Origin of the sequence: Streptomyces sp. NPDC058650, assembly GCF_042717315.1 — a bacterium.
Classification (GTDB): domain Bacteria; phylum Actinomycetota; class Actinomycetes; order Streptomycetales; family Streptomycetaceae; genus Streptomyces.
In genome coordinates, this window is record NZ_JBHXRL010000004.1 from 429,215 (window position 1) to 449,216 (window position 20,002).

The 20,002-nt window shown below is 72.6% G+C and carries 17 protein-coding genes; 12 read left to right on the forward strand and 5 right to left on the reverse strand.

Going from position 1 to position 20,002, the window contains the following annotated elements; translation table 11 throughout:
• The first annotated feature begins 6 nt into the window (after nt 1–6).
• The gene (locus tag ACFWWU_RS10220) at nt 7–2,235 is read left to right on the forward strand and encodes a bifunctional serine/threonine-protein kinase/ABC transporter substrate-binding protein (RefSeq protein WP_384141785.1); all 2,229 of its coding nucleotides are present in this window, start codon (nt 7–9) and stop codon (nt 2,233–2,235) included.
• A gap of 133 nt (nt 2,236–2,368) precedes the next feature.
• Here the strand turns inward: ACFWWU_RS10220 and ACFWWU_RS10225 are convergent, their stop codons facing one another.
• The 5 genes from ACFWWU_RS10225 to ACFWWU_RS10245 all read right to left on the reverse strand — a co-directional run bounded on the left by ACFWWU_RS10225 (nt 2,369) and on the right by ACFWWU_RS10245 (nt 9,103).
• Nucleotides 2,369–3,430, reverse strand: a complete 1,062-nt coding sequence (locus tag ACFWWU_RS10225; RefSeq protein ID WP_384141787.1) for a 2-oxoacid:ferredoxin oxidoreductase subunit beta — start codon at nt 3,428–3,430, stop codon at nt 2,369–2,371.
• Entirely contained in the window at nt 3,423–5,360 is a 1,938-nt protein-coding gene (locus ACFWWU_RS10230) for a 2-oxoacid:acceptor oxidoreductase subunit alpha (RefSeq protein ID WP_384141790.1), read from the reverse strand. Before ACFWWU_RS10230 ends, ACFWWU_RS10225 begins: the two co-directional genes overlap by 8 nt.
• Nucleotides 5,361–5,718: 358 nt before the next feature.
• Nucleotides 5,719–6,390 (reverse strand): response regulator transcription factor, encoded by a 672-nt coding sequence (locus ACFWWU_RS10235; RefSeq protein WP_057950495.1) that lies wholly within the window; start codon nt 6,388–6,390, stop codon nt 5,719–5,721.
• Between the two features lie 120 nt (nt 6,391–6,510).
• Nucleotides 6,511–7,797, reverse strand: a complete 1,287-nt coding sequence (locus tag ACFWWU_RS10240) for a sensor histidine kinase (RefSeq protein WP_384141793.1) — start codon at nt 7,795–7,797, stop codon at nt 6,511–6,513.
• Nucleotides 7,798–7,918: 121 nt separating this feature from the next.
• Nucleotides 7,919–9,103, reverse strand: coding sequence for a sensor histidine kinase (locus tag ACFWWU_RS10245; RefSeq protein ID WP_384141796.1), 1,185 nt, complete (start codon nt 9,101–9,103; stop codon nt 7,919–7,921).
• A gap of 204 nt (nt 9,104–9,307) precedes the next feature.
• Here ACFWWU_RS10245 and ACFWWU_RS10250 point away from each other — a divergent pair, with 204 nt between their 5' ends.
• The 11 genes from ACFWWU_RS10250 to mscL are packed head-to-tail and all read left to right on the forward strand — an operon-like array spanning nt 9,308 to nt 19,997.
• Nucleotides 9,308–9,736, forward strand: coding sequence for an NADH-quinone oxidoreductase subunit A (locus tag ACFWWU_RS10250; RefSeq protein WP_189800433.1), 429 nt, complete (start codon nt 9,308–9,310; stop codon nt 9,734–9,736).
• Nucleotides 9,727–10,290, forward strand: coding sequence for an NADH-quinone oxidoreductase subunit B (locus ACFWWU_RS10255; protein WP_384141801.1), 564 nt, complete (start codon nt 9,727–9,729; stop codon nt 10,288–10,290). The genes ACFWWU_RS10250 and ACFWWU_RS10255 overlap by 10 nt, the downstream gene beginning before the upstream one ends.
• Nucleotides 10,287–11,897, forward strand: a complete 1,611-nt coding sequence (locus tag ACFWWU_RS10260) for an NADH-quinone oxidoreductase subunit C (RefSeq protein WP_384141804.1) — start codon at nt 10,287–10,289, stop codon at nt 11,895–11,897. Before ACFWWU_RS10255 ends, ACFWWU_RS10260 begins: the two co-directional genes overlap by 4 nt.
• A complete protein-coding gene (locus tag ACFWWU_RS10265) occupies nt 11,894–12,862 on the forward strand; it encodes an NADH-quinone oxidoreductase subunit H (protein ID WP_384141807.1) in 969 nt (322 codons plus the stop codon). Before ACFWWU_RS10260 ends, ACFWWU_RS10265 begins: the two co-directional genes overlap by 4 nt.
• Nucleotides 12,862–13,443, forward strand: a complete 582-nt coding sequence (locus ACFWWU_RS10270; protein WP_384141810.1) for a NuoI/complex I 23 kDa subunit family protein — start codon at nt 12,862–12,864, stop codon at nt 13,441–13,443. The genes ACFWWU_RS10265 and ACFWWU_RS10270 overlap by 1 nt, the downstream gene beginning before the upstream one ends.
• Entirely contained in the window at nt 13,440–13,997 is a 558-nt protein-coding gene (locus ACFWWU_RS10275; RefSeq protein WP_384141813.1) for an NADH-quinone oxidoreductase subunit J, read from the forward strand. Before ACFWWU_RS10270 ends, ACFWWU_RS10275 begins: the two co-directional genes overlap by 4 nt.
• Nucleotides 13,997–14,386, forward strand: a complete 390-nt coding sequence (gene nuoK, locus ACFWWU_RS10280; RefSeq protein ID WP_384141816.1) for an NADH-quinone oxidoreductase subunit NuoK — start codon at nt 13,997–13,999, stop codon at nt 14,384–14,386. The genes ACFWWU_RS10275 and nuoK overlap by 1 nt, the downstream gene beginning before the upstream one ends.
• Entirely contained in the window at nt 14,383–16,389 is a 2,007-nt protein-coding gene (locus tag ACFWWU_RS10285; RefSeq protein ID WP_384141818.1) for an NADH-quinone oxidoreductase subunit L, read from the forward strand. Before nuoK ends, ACFWWU_RS10285 begins: the two co-directional genes overlap by 4 nt.
• 27 nt (nt 16,390–16,416) lie before the next feature.
• Nucleotides 16,417–17,970: a NuoM family protein gene (locus ACFWWU_RS10290; protein WP_384141907.1), complete on the forward strand. Its 1,554-nt coding sequence runs from the start codon at nt 16,417–16,419 to the stop codon at nt 17,968–17,970.
• Nucleotides 17,967–19,493: an NADH-quinone oxidoreductase subunit N gene (locus tag ACFWWU_RS10295; RefSeq protein ID WP_384141821.1), complete on the forward strand. Its 1,527-nt coding sequence runs from the start codon at nt 17,967–17,969 to the stop codon at nt 19,491–19,493. The genes ACFWWU_RS10290 and ACFWWU_RS10295 overlap by 4 nt, the downstream gene beginning before the upstream one ends.
• Nucleotides 19,494–19,541: 48 nt before the next feature.
• Nucleotides 19,542–19,997, forward strand: a complete 456-nt coding sequence (mscL, locus tag ACFWWU_RS10300) for a large conductance mechanosensitive channel protein MscL (RefSeq protein WP_384141824.1) — start codon at nt 19,542–19,544, stop codon at nt 19,995–19,997.
• Nucleotides 19,998–20,002: the final 5 nt, after the last annotated feature.

Sequence of the window (20,002 nt, forward strand, 5' to 3'; positions counted from 1 at the left end):
CCGACCGTGAAGCCTCTCCGCAAGGCCGACCCGTCGTCGATCGCCGGCTACCGGCTCCTCGGCCGCCTCGGCGCCGGCGGCATGGGCGTCGTCTACCTCGCCCGCTCCGGCGGCGGGGCGCTCGCCGCGCTCAAGCTCATCCGCTCCGAGCACGCCGCCGACCCCGGTTTCCGGGAGCGGTTCCGCCGCGAGGCCCGCGCCGCCGAGCGCATCACGGGGCGCTGGGTCGTCCGCGTCCTCGGAGCGGACCCGGAGGCCCGGGAGCCCTGGCTGGCGACCGAGTACGTGCCGGGGCCGTCGCTCGCCGAGGCCGTCGGCCTGCACGGAGCCCTGCCCGAGCCGACCGTCCGCGCCCTGGGAGCCCGGCTCGCCGCCGCGCTCGCCGACATGCACGCCGCCGGGCTCGTCCACCGGGACGTCAAGCCGGGCAACGTCCTCCTCGCCCTCGACGGGCCGCGGCTCATCGACTTCGGCATCGCCCGCTCCGCCGGGGCGACCGCGCTGACCGCCACGGACGCGATGATCGGCACCCCCGGCTTCCTCGCCCCCGAGCAGGCCCGCGCCGCCGGGGCCGGCGAGGTCGGCCCCGCCAGCGACGTCTTCTCGCTCGGCTGCGTCCTCGCGTACGCGCTCACGGGAGAGCGCCCCTTCGGTACGGGCGGGGTGGCGGCCGTCGTCTACCGCACCGTCCACGAGGAGCCCGCCCTCGACGACGTACCGGACACGCTCCTGCCCCTGGTCAGAGCGTGTCTGGCCAAGGATCCGGCGGACCGGCCCACGGCGGCCGAGGTGCGGGCGGCCCTGGGGGAGGCCGAGGGCCCGGCGGGCGACTGGCTGCCGCCCGGCCTGCCCGCGCTGATCGCCCAGCGCTCCTCACGGGTCCTCGCCCTGCCCGTCCCCGAACCGACGATGCTGGTGAACTCCGAGCCCCCGAAGGGGGTTTCGCGGCGCAGGCTGCTGGTCGGCGGCTCGGCGGCGGCCGTCGCGGGCGCGGGCGGCCTGACCGCCTGGCTCCTGAGCCGCGCACCGGCGGGCACGGGGGCGGGCACGATCGCGGGGACGAGTACGGGCGGGGGAGGGGGAGGCACCGGCGCCCCGCTCGCCGCGTACACGCTCGGTCTGCTCACCGACCTCAGCGGCCCGTCCAAGACCGACGGCCGGGCCCAGGAGCACGGGGCCCGGGTGGCTGTGGAGACCTTCAACGCCCGCCGGGACCGCCCCTTCGACCTGGTCCTCCGGGTCGTGGACGACGGCGGGGACCCACAGCGCGCCAAGGCCGGTGCCCGCACCCTCCTCAAGGACGAGGGGCTGGTCGGCGTCCTCGGCCCGGCGACCGCCCCGACCGCCCTCGCCACGGGAGCCGAACTGGTCGACCGGTCCGTCTCGTTGGTGAGCGTCCTCGCCGCGATCCCGACCGGCGAGACGGTGAAGGGGCAGACCCTGAGGCAGACGTACTTCGAGTCGCGTCCTTCCCCCGACGTGATGATCGTGCCCTTCGGGCGCTACCTCACCGAGCGCAAGGTCGTCCGGACCGCCGTCGTCGAGGACCGCGCCGCCGGGCGGTACAGCTGGTTCGCCGTCAAGAGCATGAAGGCCACCCCGCCGTCGATGGACCGGGGCGGGGTGGTGACCGCGCACCCCGTCGAGGCGGACAGCGAGGACTTCGGGGCCGCCGTGCGGGCCGCCCTCGCGACCGACCCGCAGGGCGTGCTGTACGCGGGCGACTCGCCGCGCCGGGCCGCGCTGTGCGCCAAGGCCCTGCGCGACCAGGGGTACGAGGGCCCCTGCGGCAGCGTCGAGTACGTGCTCCAGCCGGAGTTCCTCAGCCTCGCGGGTCCGGCGGCCGAGGGCTGGTACTTCGGCACGGGCTACGTCGACCCCGACGAGATCCCGGCGGCGAAGGCGTTCGCCGCCGCGTACCGGAAGCGCTGGGGACTGGCCGGGACGACGCCCGTCGACCGGTACGCCACGGAGGCGTACGACGCCGTCAACTGGATCGCGCAGGCGCTGCGCACGGCGGTCGGGGACGGCGCCGAGTCGAAGGCCTCCGCCGTCGCGAACAAGCTGGTGCGGGACGTCTACGAGGGGCTGGCCAAGCTGTACTCCGCCAAGAACAGGAACGACAAGGCCACGGCCCTCCTGGGGCTCTTCCTGTGGCAGGTGAAGGACGGAGAGCCCGTCTTCCTCGGGCGGTTCGACGAGGCGGCGCAGAAAGCGGCGCGGAACGGGGCGTGAGAGGGGCCCGGTCCGTCGGAGAACGGGACGTGAGAGGGGCCCGGTCCGTCGGAGAGCGGGACATGAGGAGGGGCCCGTTCCGTACGTTCGTACGGAACGGGCCCCTTTCTCGCGCGGGCGGACGGGTCGGGAACTACCCCGCCACCGTCCAGGTGTCGCTGCCGGTGAGGAGCCGGCCCAGGTCGCCCTTGCCCTGCTGCTCCACGGCCGACTCCAGCTGCTCCGCCATCAGCGTGTCGTAGACCGGGCGCTCCACCGACCGGAACACCCCGATGGGCGTCTGGTGGAGGGTGTCCGGGTCCGCGAGCCGCGAGAGCGCGAAGGCGGTGGTGGGGGTGGCCGCGTGGGCGTCGTGGACGAGGATCCGCGACTCGTTCTCCGGAGTGACCGTGACGACCTGGAGGTCGCCGGTGGCCTGGTCGCGGACGACGCCCTTGTCGAGCTCGGCGCCGAAGCGGATCGGCTGCCCGTGCTCCAGCCGGATGACGGCCTCCTTGGCCTGGTCCTTGTCCTTGAGGACCTCGAAGGCGCCGTCGTTGAAGATGTTGCAGTTCTGGTAGATCTCGACCAGCGCCGTGCCGTTGTGGTCGGCGGCCTGCCGCAGCACCTCGGTGAGGTGCTTGCGGTCGGAGTCGACCGTACGGGCCACGAAGGAGGCCTCCGCGCCGAGCGCGAGCGACACCGGGTTGAAGGGTGCGTCGAGCGAGCCCATCGGCGTCGACTTGGTGATCTTGCCGACCTCGGAGGTGGGCGAGTACTGGCCCTTGGTCAGCCCGTAGATCCGGTTGTTGAAGAGCAGGATCTTCAGGTTGACGTTGCGGCGGAGCGCGTGGATGAGGTGGTTGCCGCCGATGGAGAGCGCGTCGCCGTCGCCCGTGACGACCCAGACGGACAGGTCGCGGCGGGAGGTGGCGAGGCCGGTGGCGATCGCCGGGGCGCGGCCGTGGATGGAGTGCATCCCGTACGTGTTCATGTAGTACGGGAAGCGGGAGGAGCAGCCGATGCCGGAGACGAAGACGATGTTCTCCTTCGCCAGGCCGAGTTCGGGCATGAAGCCCTGGACGGCGGCGAGGACGGCGTAGTCACCGCAGCCGGGGCACCATCTGACCTCCTGGTCGGACTTGAAGTCCTTCATCGTCTGGACGGCCTCGGCCTTGGGGACCAGGTTGAGCAGGAGCTCCGTGTGCTCAGGCATCGATGGCCTCCTTGAGAACGGCGGCCAGCTGCTCGGCCTTGAACGGCATGCCGTTGACCTGGGTGTGGCTGCGGGCGTCGACGAGGTACTTCGCCCGGACGAGGGTGGCGAGCTGGCCGAGGTTCATCTCGGGGACGACGACCTTCTCGTACCGCTTCAGCACCTCCCCGAGGTTCTTCGGGAAGGGGTTGAGGTGGCGCAGGTGGGCCTGGGCGATGGGCCGGCCCGCGACCCGGAGGCGGCGGACGGCGGCGGTGATCGGCCCGTAGGTGGAGCCCCAGCCGAGGACGAGGGTGCTCGCGCCGTCCGGGTCGTCGACCTCGATGTCGGGGACGTCGATGCCGTCGATCTTGGCCTGGCGGGTGCGGACCATGAACTCGTGGTTGGCGGGGTCGTACGAGATGTTGCCGGTGCCGTCCTGCTTCTCGATGCCGCCGATGCGGTGTTCGAGGCCGGGAGTGCCGGGCACGGCCCAGGGGCGGGCCAGGGTCCCGGGGTCGCGCTTGTACGGCCAGAAGACCTCGGTGCCGTCGTCGAGCGTGTGGTTCGGCCCGGTCGCGAACCGCGTCCGCAGGTCGGGGAGCTCGTCGACGTCCGGGACGCGCCAGGGCTCGGAGCCGTTGGCGAGGTAGCCGTCGGAGAGCAGGAAGACGGGCGTGCGGTACGTGAGGGCGATCCGCGCCGCCTCGATCGCCGCGTCGAAGCAGTCGGCGGGCGTCTTCGGGGCCACCACCGGCACCGGGGCCTCGCCGTTGCGGCCGTACATGGCCTGGAGGAGGTCGGCCTGCTCGGTCTTGGTGGGCAGACCGGTGGACGGGCCGCCGCGCTGGATGTCGACGATCAGCAGCGGCAGCTCCAGGGAGACCGCGAGGCCGATCGTCTCCGACTTCAGCGCCACACCGGGGCCGGACGTGGTCGTCACGCCGAGCGCGCCGCCGAAGGCCGCGCCGAGCGCGGCGCCGATGCCGGCGATCTCGTCCTCCGCCTGGAAGGTGCGCACGCCGAAGTTCTTGTGCTTCGACAGCTCGTGGAGGATGTCCGAGGCCGGGGTGATCGGGTACGAGCCGAGGTAGAGCGGCAGGTCCGCCTGGCGGGAGGCGGCGACCAGGCCGTACGAGAGGGCCAGGTTCCCCGAGATGTTCCGGTACGTGCCGGTGGGGAAGGCCCGGGTCGCCGGGGCGACCTCGTAGGAGACGGCGAAGTCCTCGGTGGTCTCGCCGAAGTTCCAGCCGGCCCGGAAGGCGGCCACGTTGGCCTCGGCGATCTGCGGCTTCTTCGCGAACTTCTGGCGCAGGAAGGTCTCGGTGCCCTCGGTCGGCCGGTGGTACATCCAGGAGAGCAGCCCGAGCGCGAACATGTTCTTGCTCCGCTCGGCCTCCTTCCGGGACAGGCCGAACTCCTTGAGGGCCTCGATGGTCAGCGTGGTCAGCGGCACCGGGTGGACCCGGTAGCCGTCCAGCGACCCGTCCTCCAGGGGCGAGGTCGCGTAGCCGACCTTGGCCATGGCGCGCTTGGCGAACTCGTCGGTGTTGACGATGATCTCGCCGCCGCGCGGCACGTCGCCGATGTTGGCCTTGAGCGCGGCCGGGTTCATCGCGACCAGCACGTTCGGGGCGTCGCCCGGGGTCAGGATGTCGTGGTCGGCGAAGTGCAGCTGGAAGGACGAGACGCCCGGCAGCGTTCCGGCGGGTGCGCGGATCTCGGCCGGGAAGTTCGGCAGCGTGGAGAGGTCGTTCCCGAAGGACGCCGTCTCCGAGGTGAAGCGGTCACCCGTGAGCTGCATGCCGTCACCGGAGTCGCCCGCGAAGCGGATGATCACCCGGTCCAGCCGGCGCACTTCCTTCTCGGTGCCGTGGTGGGCCGTCGCCGGGGCGCTGCGCTGCTCCCCGAGCAGGGCCTCACCGGCCTCGCTACTGACCTGGCTGGTCACTGAACTGGACCTCCCTCGTGGCAAGGGGACTCTCCGCCGGAGGCGGGAGAAGGCTCGGGAGACGCCGGCTGATCACCGGTCGTCCCGTGGCCCACCCTACGACGGTAAGGGGGGCTCTCCCGGGACTTCTCGCATGCCGGACCTCTTTGTGAGACGCCCGCTTGCCCTGAATTGTCACGTTCTGTCGCCACCCGGATTGTTCCGGAAGGTCGCGTTACGCCTCATCCATTGGATCTAGGACCCTCCGGTTGTCGGACGGTCGGCAGCCTCCCCGATGTCGCTCCGGCCTCGCTCCAGTCACACTCGGCCGCACTCGGTCACGCACGGTCGCGCTGGATTCTGACAGAGTGTCAGATTTTCAGGACTTCAGATACGTCAACACCGCCAGTACCCGCCGATGATCACCGTCACTCGGGGAGAGGCCCAGCTTCAGGAAGATATTGCTGATGTGCTTCTCCACCGCGCCGTCGCTCACCACCAGCTGCCGCGCGATCGCCGAGTTCGTCCGCCCCTCCGCCATAAGGCCGAGGACCTCCCGCTCGCGCGGGGTCAGGTTCGCCAGCACGTCCTGTTGACGGGACCGGCCCAGCAGCTGCTGCACCACCTCGGGATCCAGGGCCGTACCGCCCCCGGCGACCCGGACGACCGCGTCCACGAACTCGCGGACCTCCGCGACCCGGTCCTTCAGCAGATAGCCCACGCCCCGGCTCGAACCGGCCAGGAGCTCGGTGGCGTACTGCTCCTCCACGTACTGCGACAGGACCAGGACGCCGAGGCCCGGGTACTCCTTGCGCAGCCGCACCGCCGCCCGTACGCCCTCGTCCGTGTGCGTCGGCGGCATCCGCACGTCCGCGACCACCACGTCCGGCAGCGCGCCCTCGTCCGCGAGCCCGGCGACCAGCTTCACCAGCGCCTCGCCGTCACCCACCCCGGCGACGACGTCGTGCCCCCGGTCGGTCAGCAGCCGGGTCAGCCCCTCGCGGAGCAGCACCGAATCCTCCGCGATGACCACCCGTACCCGGTCCGTCACCTCTTGTACCACCACGTCCCGCAGCCCCCTGTCCTGAAGGTCAATGTCGCCCCCAGCATCGCAGGAAGCGGCCCGCCCCGGGGGAGGACCCCGAGGCGGGCCGAGACGGAGTGAGCACGGCTACGCACGCCAGGGAAGCTCCGCCGTGACCGTCGTCGGACCGCCGGCGGGCGAGTCCACCGCCAGTACGCCGTCCACCGCCCCGACCCGCTCGGAGAGCCCCGCCAGGCTCCGGCCCGCCGCCGCCTCCGCGCCGCCGACACCGTCGTCCCGCACCTGGAGCATCAGCCGGTCGCCCGCCCGCCACACGTCCACCCAGGCGCGCCGGGCCCGCGAGTGCTCCGTGACGTTCCGCAGGAGCTCCGAGACCGCGAAGTACGCGATGCCCTCGATCGCCGCGACCGGCCGGGCCGGCAGGTCCACGTCCACCGACACCGGCACCGAGCACCGGGAGGCCACCGACGACAGCGCCGCGTCCAGGCCCCGGTCGGTCAGGACGGCCGGGTGGATGCCCCGGGCCAGGGCCCGCAGCTCCTGGAGGGCGACCTTCACCTCGCCGTGCGCCTCGTCGACCATCGTCGCCGCCGCCTTCGGGTCCTCCGCCAGCTTCTCCTTCGCGAGCCCCAGATCCATGGCGAGCGAGGCGAGCCGGGCCTGCGGACCGTCGTGCAGGTCCCGCTCGATGCGCCGCAGGTCGGCGGCGGCCGTGTCCACGACCACGCCCCGGTCCGACTCCAGCTCCGTCACACGGGAGGCCAGCCGCGACGGGCCGAGCAACCCCGCGACGAGGAACCGGTCGACGGCGACGATCCCGCGCAGCACCCACGGCCCGATCAGGACGAACACCAGGCCGATCAGGCTGGTCACGGCGACCTCGAAGCCGTTGTCGAGGTACATCTGGTGGGTGGCGTCCCCGTACAGCTGGATGCCGTCCTGCCCGATCCACGCGGGGAAGACCCACTGCCACAGCGGGTAGGTGAAGAGGCTCCAGCCCCAGGCCCACAGCGCCACCGACACCGAGAAGCCGAAGACCGCCCACGGCATGTGCAGCAGCGCGTACAGCAGGTGGCGCCACGACGCCCCGCTCTTCAGCATCGCGCCCATCCAGGAGAACGCCCCGCCGGTCTTGCCGCGCACCGGCTCCGGCGCCTTCACGTCGAGGTCGAGCAGCGCCCGCGCCCGGGCCCGCTCGACCGCGCCGAAGCCGCGGCACATCGCCAGCGCCCCGGCCAGGATCGGCACCCCGAGGAAGGTGATGAGCAGCCCGGCGCCGGCCGAGACGAAGGCGACGGAGAGCGAGAACCAGATGACGCTGAGCGGCAGCCCGATCAGCACGTAGCCGAGCGCACGCCAGGTGCGGGCCTCGAACGGCGCGCGGATCGCGGCGGGGAGTCGGGGGGAGGCCATCGCGGTCGTCCTTCTCTGCTCAAGGGGATGGGGCGGTACGTGTTCCAGGGTTCCGTTTCGCCGCGCCCCGGACCATGAGGGGAGTGGGCGTCTCCGGCGGGGGGTTTTCCCTACCCGGCGCCTACGCGGAGGGGCGGGAGCGCCATGGCAGCTCCGCCGTGACCGTCGTCGGACCGCCCTCCGGGGAGTCGACCACGAGGAGGCCGTCCACCGCCCCGAGCCGCTCCGTCAGCCCCGCGAGCCCCGTCCCGCCGTCGAGCCGCGCCCCGCCGGCGCCGTCGTCGCGCACCTGGAGCATCAGCCGGTCCTCCGACCGCCACACCTCCACGGACGCGGACCGGGCCCGGGCGTGCTTGGAGACGTTCTGGAGGAGCTCCGAGACCGTGAAGTACGCGATGCCCTCGATCGCCTCGGCCGGCCGCTCCGCCAGGTCCACCGACACCTTCACCGGCACCGTGCAGCGCGCGGACACCGAGGAGAGCGCGGCGCTGAGCCCCCGGTCCGTGAGGACCGCCGGGTGGATGCCCCGGGCCAGGTCCCGCAGCTCCTGGAGCGCGAGCTTCACCTCGCCGTGGGCCTCGTCGACCATCGCCGCGGCCCCCTCCGGGTCCTCCAGGAGCTTCTCCTTCGCGAGACCGAGCCCCATCGCGAGGGCGACGAGCCGGGCCTGCGCGCCGTCGTGCAGATCGCGCTCGATGCGCCGCAGGTCGGCCGCGGCGGTGTCCACGACCACGCCCCGGTCCGTCTCCAGCTCGGCGATCCGCCGCTCCAGCTCGTCGGAGGGCGAGAGCAGACCGCGGACCATGCCCCGGTCGGCGTTCGCCAGACCCCGGGCGATGAAGGGCAGGACGGGCCAGAGGACCAGGAGCGAGACCAGGGCGACCGTGAACGTCACGATGCCCCAGGGCAGCCGGATCAGCCCGTACAACTGGGTCCGCCAGGCCACCGGGTCCTTCAGCGAGGACCACAGCCAGGCGAAGAAGCCGCGGCGCGGCGGCATCCGGGACGGCTCCGCGACCCGCACGCCGAGCAGCGAGCGGGCCCGCGCCCGCTCCGACCGGCCGATCCAGCGCGCGCCGCCCAGACCGAGGGCGAGCAGCGGCAGCCCGATCACCGTGACGGAGAGGCCCACGCCGAGCAGGACGGTCACGACCGCGTAGACGAAACCGGCCAGGGCCGTGAAGAGGTTGGAGAGGAGGAAGGCGATCTCCTTCCAGGTCTCCTTCCCGTAGGCCGACCGCACGGGCGGACGCGGGTCGACGGCGGGACCGGGGGATTTACCGGGGGATTCATGATCGGCGCTCATGGTCCCCAGACTGCCGGTCGGGGAGCGTGCGACGCCATGGGGGAGGTGGGTGAGCGGCAGTAGGGATATCCCCACCGGGATCCCCACCGGGATCCCCACCGGGATCCCCACCGGAATCCCGCCAGGATCCCGGTGGGGACTACGCGGGGACTGCTTACGGTCCCTTTAGCAGGGCCTAGACTCGCGTCCGTACAGAAGTGACCCATGAGACACCGAGACCGAGGGGCGGACGTGCGGGAACCGACCGTTGTCGCGGCCGACGCGGCGGACTACTTCCAGACGTACTCCGTCGTCGGGCTGCTCGCCGTCGTCGGCGTGCTGTTCGTCGCCGTGGCGTTCGGCGCCGGGCGACTGCTCAGGCCCGTCGTGCCGACACCCGAGAAACTCCTCACCTACGAGTGCGGTGTCGACCCCGTAGGGGAGGGCTGGGCGCACACCCAGGTCCGCTACTACGTGTACGCCTTCCTCTACGTCATCTTCGCCGTCGACTCGATCTTCCTCTTCCCCTGGGCGACGGTCTTCGCGGCGCCCGGCTACGGCGCCACGACCCTGGTCGAGATGTTCGTCTTCCTCGGCTTCCTGGCCGTGGGGCTGCTCTACGCGTACAAGAAGGGCGTCCTGTCATGGACGTAACACCGCTGCCCGCTCCGAAGCTGGGGCCGCTCGCCCGCCTGGCGCCCGAGCCGATGAAGGTGGTCCTGAACTGGGGCCGCCGCTACAGCCTGTGGGTCTTCAACTTCGGCCTCGCCTGCTGCGCGATCGAGTTCATCGCCGCGTCGATGGCCCGTCACGACTTCATCCGGCTCGGCGTGATCCCGTTCGCGCCGGGACCGCGCCAGGCGGACCTGATGATCGTCTCCGGCACGGTGACGGACAAGATGGCCCCGGCCGTGAAGCGCCTGTACGAGCAGATGCCCGAGCCGAAGTACGTGATCTCCTTCGGCGCCTGCTCCAACTGCGGCGGCCCCTACTGGGACTCGTACTCGGTCACCAAGGGCGTCGACCAGATCATCCCGGTCGACGTGTACGTGCCGGGCTGCCCGCCCCGCCCCGAAGCGCTCCTCCAGGGCATCCTCAAGCTCCAGGAGAAGATCGCGCGCGAGAGCCTGGCGGAGCGGTACGCGACGACCGCCTCGGTCCCGGAACTGACGAGCCCGCTGACGCCCCCACCGGGAGGCACGGCATGAGCGCGTACGACTCCCTCCCCGACGCGGTCACGGAGATCTTCGGCGAGGAGGCGACGGCGGAGCAGGCGTACGACCTGCTGACGGTCGACGTCCCGCCGGGCGCCTGGATCGCGGCGCTCACCACGGCCCGCGACGAGCTGGGCTGCACCTACTTCGACTGGCTGAGCGCGGTCGACGAGCCGGGCACGGGCTTCCGGGTCTGCGCGCACGTGGCCGCCCTCAGGGCCGGCCACCCGCCTCGTCGTCTCCTCGTCCGTACGACGGTCCCGCACGCGGCCCCGGCCCTCCCGACGGCGATCGGGGTGTACGCGGGCGCGGGCTGGCACGAGCGCGAGACCCACGAGATGTTCGGCGTGGACTTCACCGGCCACCCCCACCTCGTCCCGCTGCTCCTCCCCGAGAACTTCGAGGGCCACCCCCTCCGCAAGGACTTCGTCCTCGCGGCCCGGGTCGCGAAGGCGTGGCCGGGCGCGAAGGAGCCGGGCGAGTCCCACGACGGCGGAGGCCCGAAGCGCCGCCAGATGCTCCCGCCGGGCGTGCCGGACCCCAACGAGTGGGGCCCCCTCAAGGGCCAGCTCCCGCCGGCCCCGGCCCGCCCGGCCCGAGCCACGGCGGGCGACCGCCCGGCCCGCCGCGCCCGCTCGGTCACGGAGGGCTCGGCCACCCAGCCGCCCCCGGAGCCGACATCCGCGCCAGAGGCCCAGGAACCGGCCCCGGCGGCACGCCCCCCGCGTCGCTCCCGCTCGGTGACGGAGGGCTCGGCGAGCCAGTCGGCACCGGAAGCAGCCGCTTCGCCGGAGACCCAGGAAGCCGCCCCGGCGGCACGCCCCGCCCGCCGCTCCCGCTCGGTGACGGAGGGCTCGGCGAGCCAGTCGACCCCGGAAGCAGCCACTTCGCCGGAGGCCCAGCCCCCGGCGGCGCCTACGGCGGCGGACGCGGCGGCGGACCGCCCGGCCTCGGCCGCGCCTGCGACGCGCCCCGCTCGCCGCTCCCGCTCGGTGACGGAGGGCTCGGCGAGCCAGCCGACCCCGGAAGCAGCCACTTCGCCGGAGGCCCAGCCCCCGGCGGCGCCTACGGCGGCGGACACGGCATCGGACGGCCCGGCCTCGGCAACGCCTGCGACGCGCCCGGCGCGCCGCGCGCGTACGGCGGCCGACGGTTCGGCGAGCCAGGCGGCCCCGGAGCAGGACGCGACGGCGGACGGCCCGGCCTCGGCGACCCCTCGCACGCGCAGTTCGGACGCTCCCTGGCACCACGCTCGCCCGGCCTTCGACAGGAAGCCGGCGGAGCCCGAGACCCAGCCCGCCCCGGCCACCCCGGCGGCGGAGCCGACCGAGGCAGGCGTACCGGCCGAGCCCGAGGCTCCGGCCACCCAGGCCGAGGAAGCGACCCCGACTCCGGACACCCCGGCCGAGGCCCCCGAAGACGGGCCGCCCGCAGGGCGGAAGCCCGCCACCCCGGCCACCCCGGCCACCTCGGCCACCCCCGCCACCCCGGCCACCCCGGCGGCGGAGCCGGCCGAGGTCTCCGAGAGCGGGCCGCCCGCAGGGCGGGACGAGTCCGCACCCACCGAACCCACCGACCCCGCCGGAGGCGACCCCGCGTGAACGACGCACTCGACGTCGCCGTCCGGCTCCTGATCGTCTTCGCCGTGTTCCTCGTCCTGCCCCTCGTCGTCGGGCAGACCGAGCACAAGGTCATGGCCCACATGCAGGGCCGCCTCGGCCCCATGTACGCCGGTGGCTTCCACGGCTGGGCCCAGCTCGTCGCCGACGGCGTGAAGTTCGCGCAGAAGGAGGACGTGGTCCCCAAGGACGCCGACCGCCGGATCTTCCAGCTCGCGCCGGCCGTCGCCCTCCTCCCGTACCTCCTCGTCCTCGTCGCGATCCCGATCGGGCCGAGCGAGGGGGCCGTCGGCCAGGTCGTCGACGCGGGCATCTTCTTCGTCCTGGCCGTGATGGGCGTCGGCGTGCTCGGCAGCCTCATGGCCGGCTGGGCGTCCGCCAACAAGTTCTCCCTGCTCGGCGGCCTCCGTACCGCCGCCCAGCTGCTCGCCTACGAGCTCCCGATGCTGCTCGCCGCCGCGTCCGTCGCGATGGCCGCCGGCACCGTCTCCCTCCCCGGCATCCTGAACGCCTTCGAGTGGTGGTGGCTGCCCTGGCAGATCGTCGGCGCGATCGTCTTCTTCGTGGCCGGTCTCGCCGAGCTCCAGCGGCCCCCGTTCGACATGCCCGTCGCCGACTCGGAGATCATCTTCGGCGCGTACACCGAGTACACCGGCCTCCGCTTCGCGCTCTTCCTGCTCGCCGAGTACGCGGGCATCGTCGTCCTCTGCGGTCTCACCACCGTCCTCTTCCTCGGCGGCTGGCACGGGCCCTTCGGCGCCGACGGCCTCGGCTGGGTCTGGACCCTCCTCAAGACCGCCGTCCTCGCCTTCGTCGTGATCTGGCTCCGGGTGACCTACCCGCGCCTGCGCGAGGACCAGCTCCAGAAGCTGGCCTGGACGACGCTCGTCCCGCTCGCCCTCGCGCAGATCGCGCTCACCGGCATCGTGAAGGTGGCGATCCAGTAATGCCCATCCCCGGCTCCGGCCTCGCCAAGGGCCTCGCCGTCACGCTCCGCACGATGACGAGGAAGACCGTCACCGCGCAGTACCCGGACGTCCAGCCCGAGCTGCCGCCCCGCACCCGCGGGGTCATCGGGCTGTTCGAGGAGAACTGCACGGTCTGCATGCTCTGCGCCCGCGAGTGCCCCGACTGGTGCATCTACATCGACTCCCACAAGGAGACGGTGCCGGCCGCCGCCCCCGGCGGCCGCGAGCGCAGCCGGAACGTCCTCGACCGCTTCGCCATCGACTTCTCGCTCTGCATGTACTGCGGCATCTGCATCGAGGTGTGTCCTTTCGACGCGCTCTTCTGGTCGCCCGAGTTCGAGTACGCGGAGACCGACATCCACGAACTCACCCACGAGCGCGACAAGCTCCGCGAGTGGATGTGGACGGTCCCCGAGCCGCCCGCGCTCGACCCGAAGGCGGAGGAACCGAAGGAGATCGCCGCGGCCCGCAAGGCGGCCGAGAAGGCGGCGGAGAAGGCAGCGGCCGAAAAGGCGGCAGCGGCAGCCGCCGAGGCCCAGGCCCAGGAGGGGCAGCAGTGATCCTGGCAGCACAAGCGGCCGAGGAGGCCCACGGCTTCCTCTCGCCCTCCGGCGTCGAGATCGCCTTCCTCCTCGTCGGCCTCGTCACCCTCGGCGCCGCCGTCGTCACCGTCACCACGCGGCAGCTCGTCCACGCCGCCCTCTGGCTGGTCGTGGCGCTCGGCGGGCTCGCCGTCGAGTACCTGCTCCTGACCGCCGAGTTCATCGCCTGGGTCCAGGTCCTGATCTACGTCGGCTCCGTCGTCGTCCTCCTCCTCTTCGGCCTCATGCTCACCAAGGCCCCCATCGGCCGCTCTCCGGACTCCGACTCCGGCAATCGCCCGGTCGCCCTCGGCGTCGCGCTCGTCGCCGCCGTGGCGCTCGTCTGGGTCGTCGTCGACGCGTTCCGTACGACCTGGATCGACCTCGACGGGGCCGTCCAGGGCTCCACCGAGGTCACCGGGGCCACCCTCTTCAAGCACTGGGTGCTGCCCTTCGAGGCCCTCTCGGTGCTCCTCCTGGCCGCGCTGGTCGGCGCGATCGTCCTCTCCCGCAAGAAGGAGCAGGAGCGCTGATGCACCTCGCCTATCCCGCGGTCCTCGCCGCCCTCCTCTTCTGTGTCGGCGTGTACGGAGTCCTCGCACGCCGCAACGCGATCCTGGTCCTGATGTCCGTCGAGCTCATGCTCAACGCCGTCAACCTCAACCTGGTCGCCTTCGACGTCTGGTTCCGCGACACCCTGCACGCCGGGCAGGCGCTCACCCTCTTCACCATCGCCGTCGCCGCCGCGGAGATCGGGATCGGTCTCGCGATCGTCCTGATGGTCCACCGCAACCGCGGCACCGCGGACGTCGACCGCCTCCGCGACACGGCGGAGGGCCCGGACTCCCCGGACAGCGCACCCGGCGCCGACGCGTCCGCAGACGACACGCCCCACGGCGAGAAGGCCGAGGCCACCGCGTGACCACCACGACCCTCGCCGTCCTCGTCCCCCTCCTGCCCTTCCTCGGCTCCGTCGCCGGACTCCTGCTCGGCCGCACCGCGCCCGGCTTCGTCCGCCCGCTCGCCGTGCTCCCGACGCTCGCCGCGGCCGTCCTCGCCGTCCTCGTGGCCGCCCGCCAGGGCGGCGGCGAGGTGATCAGCGCGGCCACGGAGCTCACGCCGACCGGCTCCGTCCCCATCTACCTGAGCCTCTCCATCGACGGCTTCGCCGCCCTCGTCGCCGTCCTCGTCGGCGTGGTCGCGACCTGCGTGCAGATCTACTCGACGGGCTACCTCCGCGACGACGCCCGCTACCCCTCGTACGCCGCGCTCGTCTCCCTCTTCACCTCCGCGATGCTCCTCGTCGTCTACTCCGGCGACCTGATGGTGCTGCTGGTCGGCTGGGAGATCATGGGCATCTGCTCGTACTTCCTCGTCGGCCACTACTGGGAGACCCCCGAGGCGCGGGCCGCCTCCCTCAAGGCCTTCCTCGTCACCAAGCTCGGTGACGTCCCCTTCCTCATCGGTCTCTTCGCACTCGCCGCCGACGCCGACAGCTTCCGGATCGCCGACGTCCTCCGCGCCGTCGAGAACGGCGGCATCGACCACCCGACCCTGATCGCGCTGCTGCTGCTCGCGGGCGTGGCCGGCAAGTCCGCGCAGTTCCCGCTGCACACCTGGCTCCCGGACGCGATGGCCGGCCCCACCCCCGTCTCCGCGCTCATCCACGCGGCGACGATGGTCGCCGCCGGCATCTACTTCACGGCCCGGCTGCTCCCCGTCTTCGCCCAATCCGCGGCGGCCATGACCGTGCTCGCCGTGATGGCCGCGATCACGATGGTCGGCTCGGCACTGGCCGCACTCGCCCAGGACGACATCAAGCGGGTCCTCGCCTACTCGACGATCGGCCAGCTCGGCTACATGGCCGGCGCCCTCGCCGTCGGCGACCGCGGGGCCGCCGTCTTCCACCTCCTCTCGCACGCCGCCTTCAAGGCGCTGCTCTTCCTCGCCGCCGGCGCGGTCATCCACGCCGCCGGGACGAACTCGCTCACCGCCATGTCCCGCATGAGCGGCCTCGCGAAGCGCATCCCCGACGCGTACTGGACGATGACCGTCGCCCTCCTCGCGCTCGCCGCGATCCCGCCCTTCGCCGGCTTCTTCTCCAAGGAAGCCGTCCTCGTGGCCGCCGAGCACACCGCGCTCGGGGACCGGACCGGCGCCCCCGCCGGGGCCGGCTGGACCGTCCTCGTCGCCGGGCTGCTCACCGCCCTCCTCACCGCGGCCTACGCGCTCCGCCTGTGGCTGCGGACCTTCCGCGGCCGGGGCGCCGAGGCCCCCGACCACGGCCGCCAGCCGCTCACCATGACGACCGTCCTGTGGGTCCTCGCGATCCCCTCCCTGGGCTTCGGGCTGACCGTCACCTACGTCGACGACTGGTTCGACGGTGACGCCCTCACCCCGACGGTCACCACGGCCGTCCTGGGCACGGGCCTCGCCGCCGCCGGAGCCGTGATCACGTACGCGGTCTGGCGGACCCTCACCGCGACGACGGCCGCGCGGACGGCGGCCGGCACCGCCGCCGTACAGCCCCCCGCCCCGCACGTGGCCCACCCCGACGCCGACGCCGGCCTGGTCGAGGCCGAGGCGCTGCACCTGCCGCACCCCGCCGCGGACCCGGCCGACCCCGGCCGCGCCCTCCTCGGCCCGCTGCACGCCCCCGCCGCCGACGGCTTCCACCTGGACGCCGTCTACCGGGCCGCCTTCGTCCGCCCCGTCCTCGCCGCCGCCTCCCTGGTCCGCTTCCTGGACCGCGAGGTCGTCGACACGTACGTCAGCGCCGTGGGCAACTCCGCCAAGGGTCTCGGCTGGCTCGTCCGCCGCGCCCAGACCGGCAACGTCCAGACCTACCTGAGCGCCCTGCTCGCCGGCTCCGTCGTCCTGGTGATCGCCGCAGTCGCCCTCGCCAACGCCGTCGCCGGAGCGTGAGCCGTGATCGATATCAGCGAATCCGTGATGCAGTTCCTTCTCGCGTCGACCGTCGTCGGCCCGCTCATCGGCGCCGCCGCCGCCCTCCTCCCGGCCCCGCCCGGGCTGAAGGGGAAGTCCCCGGACCAGGCCGTGCTCCGCCACGGCGTCACCGTCACCGGCGTCATCCTGCTGGCCGCGATCGTCCTCGCGCTCGGCTTCGACCACGACCAGCCGTCGAGGATGCAGGCCACGACCGACATCACGTGGATCCCCGCACTCGACGTGCGCATCCACCTCGGCATCGACGGCATTTCCCTCCCCCTCCTGGTCCTGACCGCGCTGCTGACCTTCCTCTGCGCGCTGTACAGCTACTTCAAGATGCCCGGCGGACCTTCCCCCAAGGCCTTCGTCGCACTCCTCCTGGTCCTGGAGTCCGGCACCCTCGCCACCTTCGCCGTCCTCGACCTCGTCCTGTTCTTCCTGGCCTTCGAGATGGTCCTCATCCCGATGTACTTCCTCATCGCCCGCTGGGGCGGCGAGGGAAGGCAGGCCGCCGCCTGGAAGTTCATCCTCTACACGCTGCTCGGCTCCGTCGTCATGCTGCTCGGCCTGCTCCTCATCGGCGTGCAGGCGGGCACGTTCGACATGGTGGCACTCGCCACTGACAACGGCCGTGGACTGACCACGTCCGTGCAGGTCACCGCCGTTCTCGCGATCGGTCTCGGGCTTGCCGTGAAGACCCCGATGTGGCCGCTGCACAGCTGGCTCCCGGACGCCCACACCGCCGCCCCGACCGTCGGCTCCGTCCTCCTCGCCGGCGTCCTGCTCAAGATGGGCACGTACGGCTTCGTCCGGATCCTCCTGCCGATCGCCCCCGACGGCATGCGGACCTTCGCGCCCTACCTCGCCGCCTTCGCCGTCGCCGGGATCATCTACGGATCGCTCGCCTGCCTCGCCCTCGTGCGCCCCGGCGCCAAGGGCGACCTCAAGCGACTCATCGCGTACTCCTCCGTCGGCCACATGGGCTTCGTCCTCCTCGGCATCGCCACCATGACCCCCACCGGGGTCAACGGCGCCCTCTTCGCCAACATCGCCCACGGCCTCGTCACCGGCCTCCTCTTCTTCCTGGTCGGTGCCCTCAAGGACCGGTACGGCACCGCCGACCTCGACACCCTCGCCGGCGCGACCGGAGCCGCCCTCTACGGCCGCGCCCCGCGCCTCGGCGCCCTCCTCGCCTTCGCCGCCGTCGCCTCGCTCGGACTCCCCGGCCTCGCCGGCTTCTGGGGCGAGATGCTGGCCCTCTTCGGCGCCTTCGACCCGGCCCCGGGCCTCAGCCGCCCCGCCTTCCTCACCTTCATGGCGATCGGCGCCTTCGGCACCCTCCTCACCGCCGCCTATCTCCTCCTCGTCGTCCGCCGCGTCTGCATGGGCGGGCCCCGGCCCGCCGGGGAGACGGCGATCGCCGACGTCCAGGGGTATGAGTTCGCCGCCTGGACCCCGCTCGTCGCCCTCACCGTCCTCGCCGGACTCTGGCCCGCCGTCCTCCTCGGCCTCACCGACCCGGCCGTCCAGAAGCTCCTCGCCGGAGGCACCCGATGACCCCAGTGGCGACGTTCGCCAGCGAGTCGCTCGTCCAGTCCGTCGACTGGCTCACGATCGCGCCCCCCACCCTCGCGGCCGTGGTCGCCCTCGTCGTCCTCGTCGCCGACCTCTTCGTCCCCCCGGAGCACAAGCGGCTCCTCGGCTGGACCGCGATCGGCGGCCTCACAGCCGCCCTCGCCCTCCTCGTCCCCCTGCGGGCCGGCGACCGCTCCACGTTCTGCCTCACCGCAGAGGCCCAGGCCCAGGGGCACGCGGCCGCGTGCAGCTACACCGCCGACCACTTCACCCTCGTCATCCAGCTGCTCGTCCTCGGCGGCGCGCTCCTCACCGCGCTCCTCTCCCTGGACGCGACCCGCGAGAAGCTCCCGGCCGGCGAGTTCTGGTTCCTGCTGCTCTCCTCGGCCGCCGGCGCGGCCCTGCTGCCCGCCTCCCGCGACCTCGCGACCCTCGTCGTCGCCCTCGAAGTGGCCTCGCTGCCCGCCTTCGCGCTCGTCGGCCTCAAGCGCGGCGACCGCATGTCCGGCGAGGCCGCGCTCAAGTTCTTCCTCTCCTCCGTCACCGCGACCGCCGTCACCCTCCTCGGCGTCAGCTTCGTGTACGCGGCGACCGGCACCCTCCACCTCACGGAGATCGCCCAGCGCCTCGACGACGTGCCCGGTCAGCTCCAGACGCTCGCCGAGGCGGGCGTGGCCCTCACCCTCGTCGGCTTCGCCTTCAAGACGGCCGCCGTCCCCTTCCACTTCTGGGTCCCCGACACCTACGTCGGCGCCCCGCTGCCCGTCGCCGCCTACCTCTCCGTGGTCGGCAAGGCCGTCGGCTTCACCGGGCTCATCCTGGTGACGGTCGTCGCCTTCCCCTCGTACGCGGACGTCTGGGGCCCCGCCCTCGCCGTCCTCGCCGCGCTCACCATGACCGCCGGCAACGTCGCCGCCCTCCGCCAGGTCCCGACGCGCGCGTGGAGCGCGGTCCGGCTGCTCGCCTGGTCCTCCGTCGCTCAGGCCGGCTACCTCCTCGTGCCGATCGCCGCCGCCGCGTACTCCAGCGACGACCAGATCGGCGCCACCGTCGCGTACGCCCTGATGTACGCCGTCGTGAACCTCGGCGCCTTCGCGGTCGTCGCCCTCGTCGCCCGTACGCATCCCGGGAACCGGATCGCGGACTACCGGGGCCTGTACGCGGCCAGCCCCGCCGCCGCCCTCACGCTCGGGTTCTTCCTCCTGAATCTGGCCGGTTTGCCCCCGGGTATCATCGGGCTCTTCGCCAAGGTGACCGTCTTCTCGTCGGCCGTCGACGCGGGTCTCGGCTGGCTTGCCGTGGTGATGGGTCTCAATGTCGTGATCGCGCTGTACTACTACCTGCGCTGGACGGCACTGCTCTTCCGCGCGCCGGCGGGGGCCCCCGTCCCCCACAAGGCCTCCGCGCCGGTCACCCTGGCGATCGCGCTGACCGCCGCCGCCGGAGTCGTGCTGTCGGGCTACCCGCAGTTCGCGCTCCGCTTCGCGGCGACGGCGCTGTTCTGACCCCCATAGAGCCCCCCCCCACAAAGAAACACCGAGGAGCAACACCCCGTGCTGAACGGATTCAAGGACTTCATCCTTCGCGGGAACGTCATCTCGATGGCCATCGGCCTGGCAGTCGGAACGGCGTTCACGGCCGTCGTCACCGGCTTCAGCAAGGCCTTCATCACCCCGCTCATCGGTCTCGCGACCGGCTCCGTCGGCAACTTCAACGACGCGCAGTTCCACGTCGGCAAGACCGTCTTCCCCTACGGCCTGGCGATCTCCGCCGCCATCGCCTTCGTCATCACCGCCGCGGTCCTCTACTTCCTGATCGTCGCGCCGCTGGCGAAGGTCCAGGAGCGGTTCGCGAAGGAGGAGGCCGCCGACCCCAAGTCCGAGAAGCGCGACTGCCCCCGCTGCTTCACCGAGATCGCGGCCGTCGCCTCCCGCTGCGCCCACTGCACCAGCGAGGTCGAGCCCATCGCCACCACCCTGGAGAAGCTCGGGGTCCCGGCCGCCCGCTGATCACC

Coding starts and splice junctions, on each gene's coding strand:
- ACFWWU_RS10225 (WP_384141787.1), bottom strand. CDS start 3,430: ATGCCTGAGCACACGGAGCTCCTGCTCAACCTGGTCCCCAAGGCCGAG.
- ACFWWU_RS10240 (WP_384141793.1), bottom strand. CDS start 7,797: ATGGCCTCCCCCCGACTCCCCGCCGCGATCCGCGCGCCGTTCGAGGCC.
- ACFWWU_RS10245 (WP_384141796.1), bottom strand. CDS start 9,103: ATGAGCGCCGATCATGAATCCCCCGGTAAATCCCCCGGTCCCGCCGTC.
- ACFWWU_RS10250 (WP_189800433.1), top strand. CDS start 9,308: ATGAGACACCGAGACCGAGGGGCGGACGTGCGGGAACCGACCGTTGTC.
- ACFWWU_RS10255 (WP_384141801.1), top strand. CDS start 9,727: ATGGACGTAACACCGCTGCCCGCTCCGAAGCTGGGGCCGCTCGCCCGC.
- ACFWWU_RS10260 (WP_384141804.1), top strand. CDS start 10,287: ATGAGCGCGTACGACTCCCTCCCCGACGCGGTCACGGAGATCTTCGGC.
- ACFWWU_RS10270 (WP_384141810.1), top strand. CDS start 12,862: ATGCCCATCCCCGGCTCCGGCCTCGCCAAGGGCCTCGCCGTCACGCTC.
- nuoK (WP_384141816.1), top strand. CDS start 13,997: ATGCACCTCGCCTATCCCGCGGTCCTCGCCGCCCTCCTCTTCTGTGTC.
- ACFWWU_RS10290 (WP_384141907.1), top strand. CDS start 16,417: ATGCAGTTCCTTCTCGCGTCGACCGTCGTCGGCCCGCTCATCGGCGCC.
- ACFWWU_RS10295 (WP_384141821.1), top strand. CDS start 17,967: ATGACCCCAGTGGCGACGTTCGCCAGCGAGTCGCTCGTCCAGTCCGTC.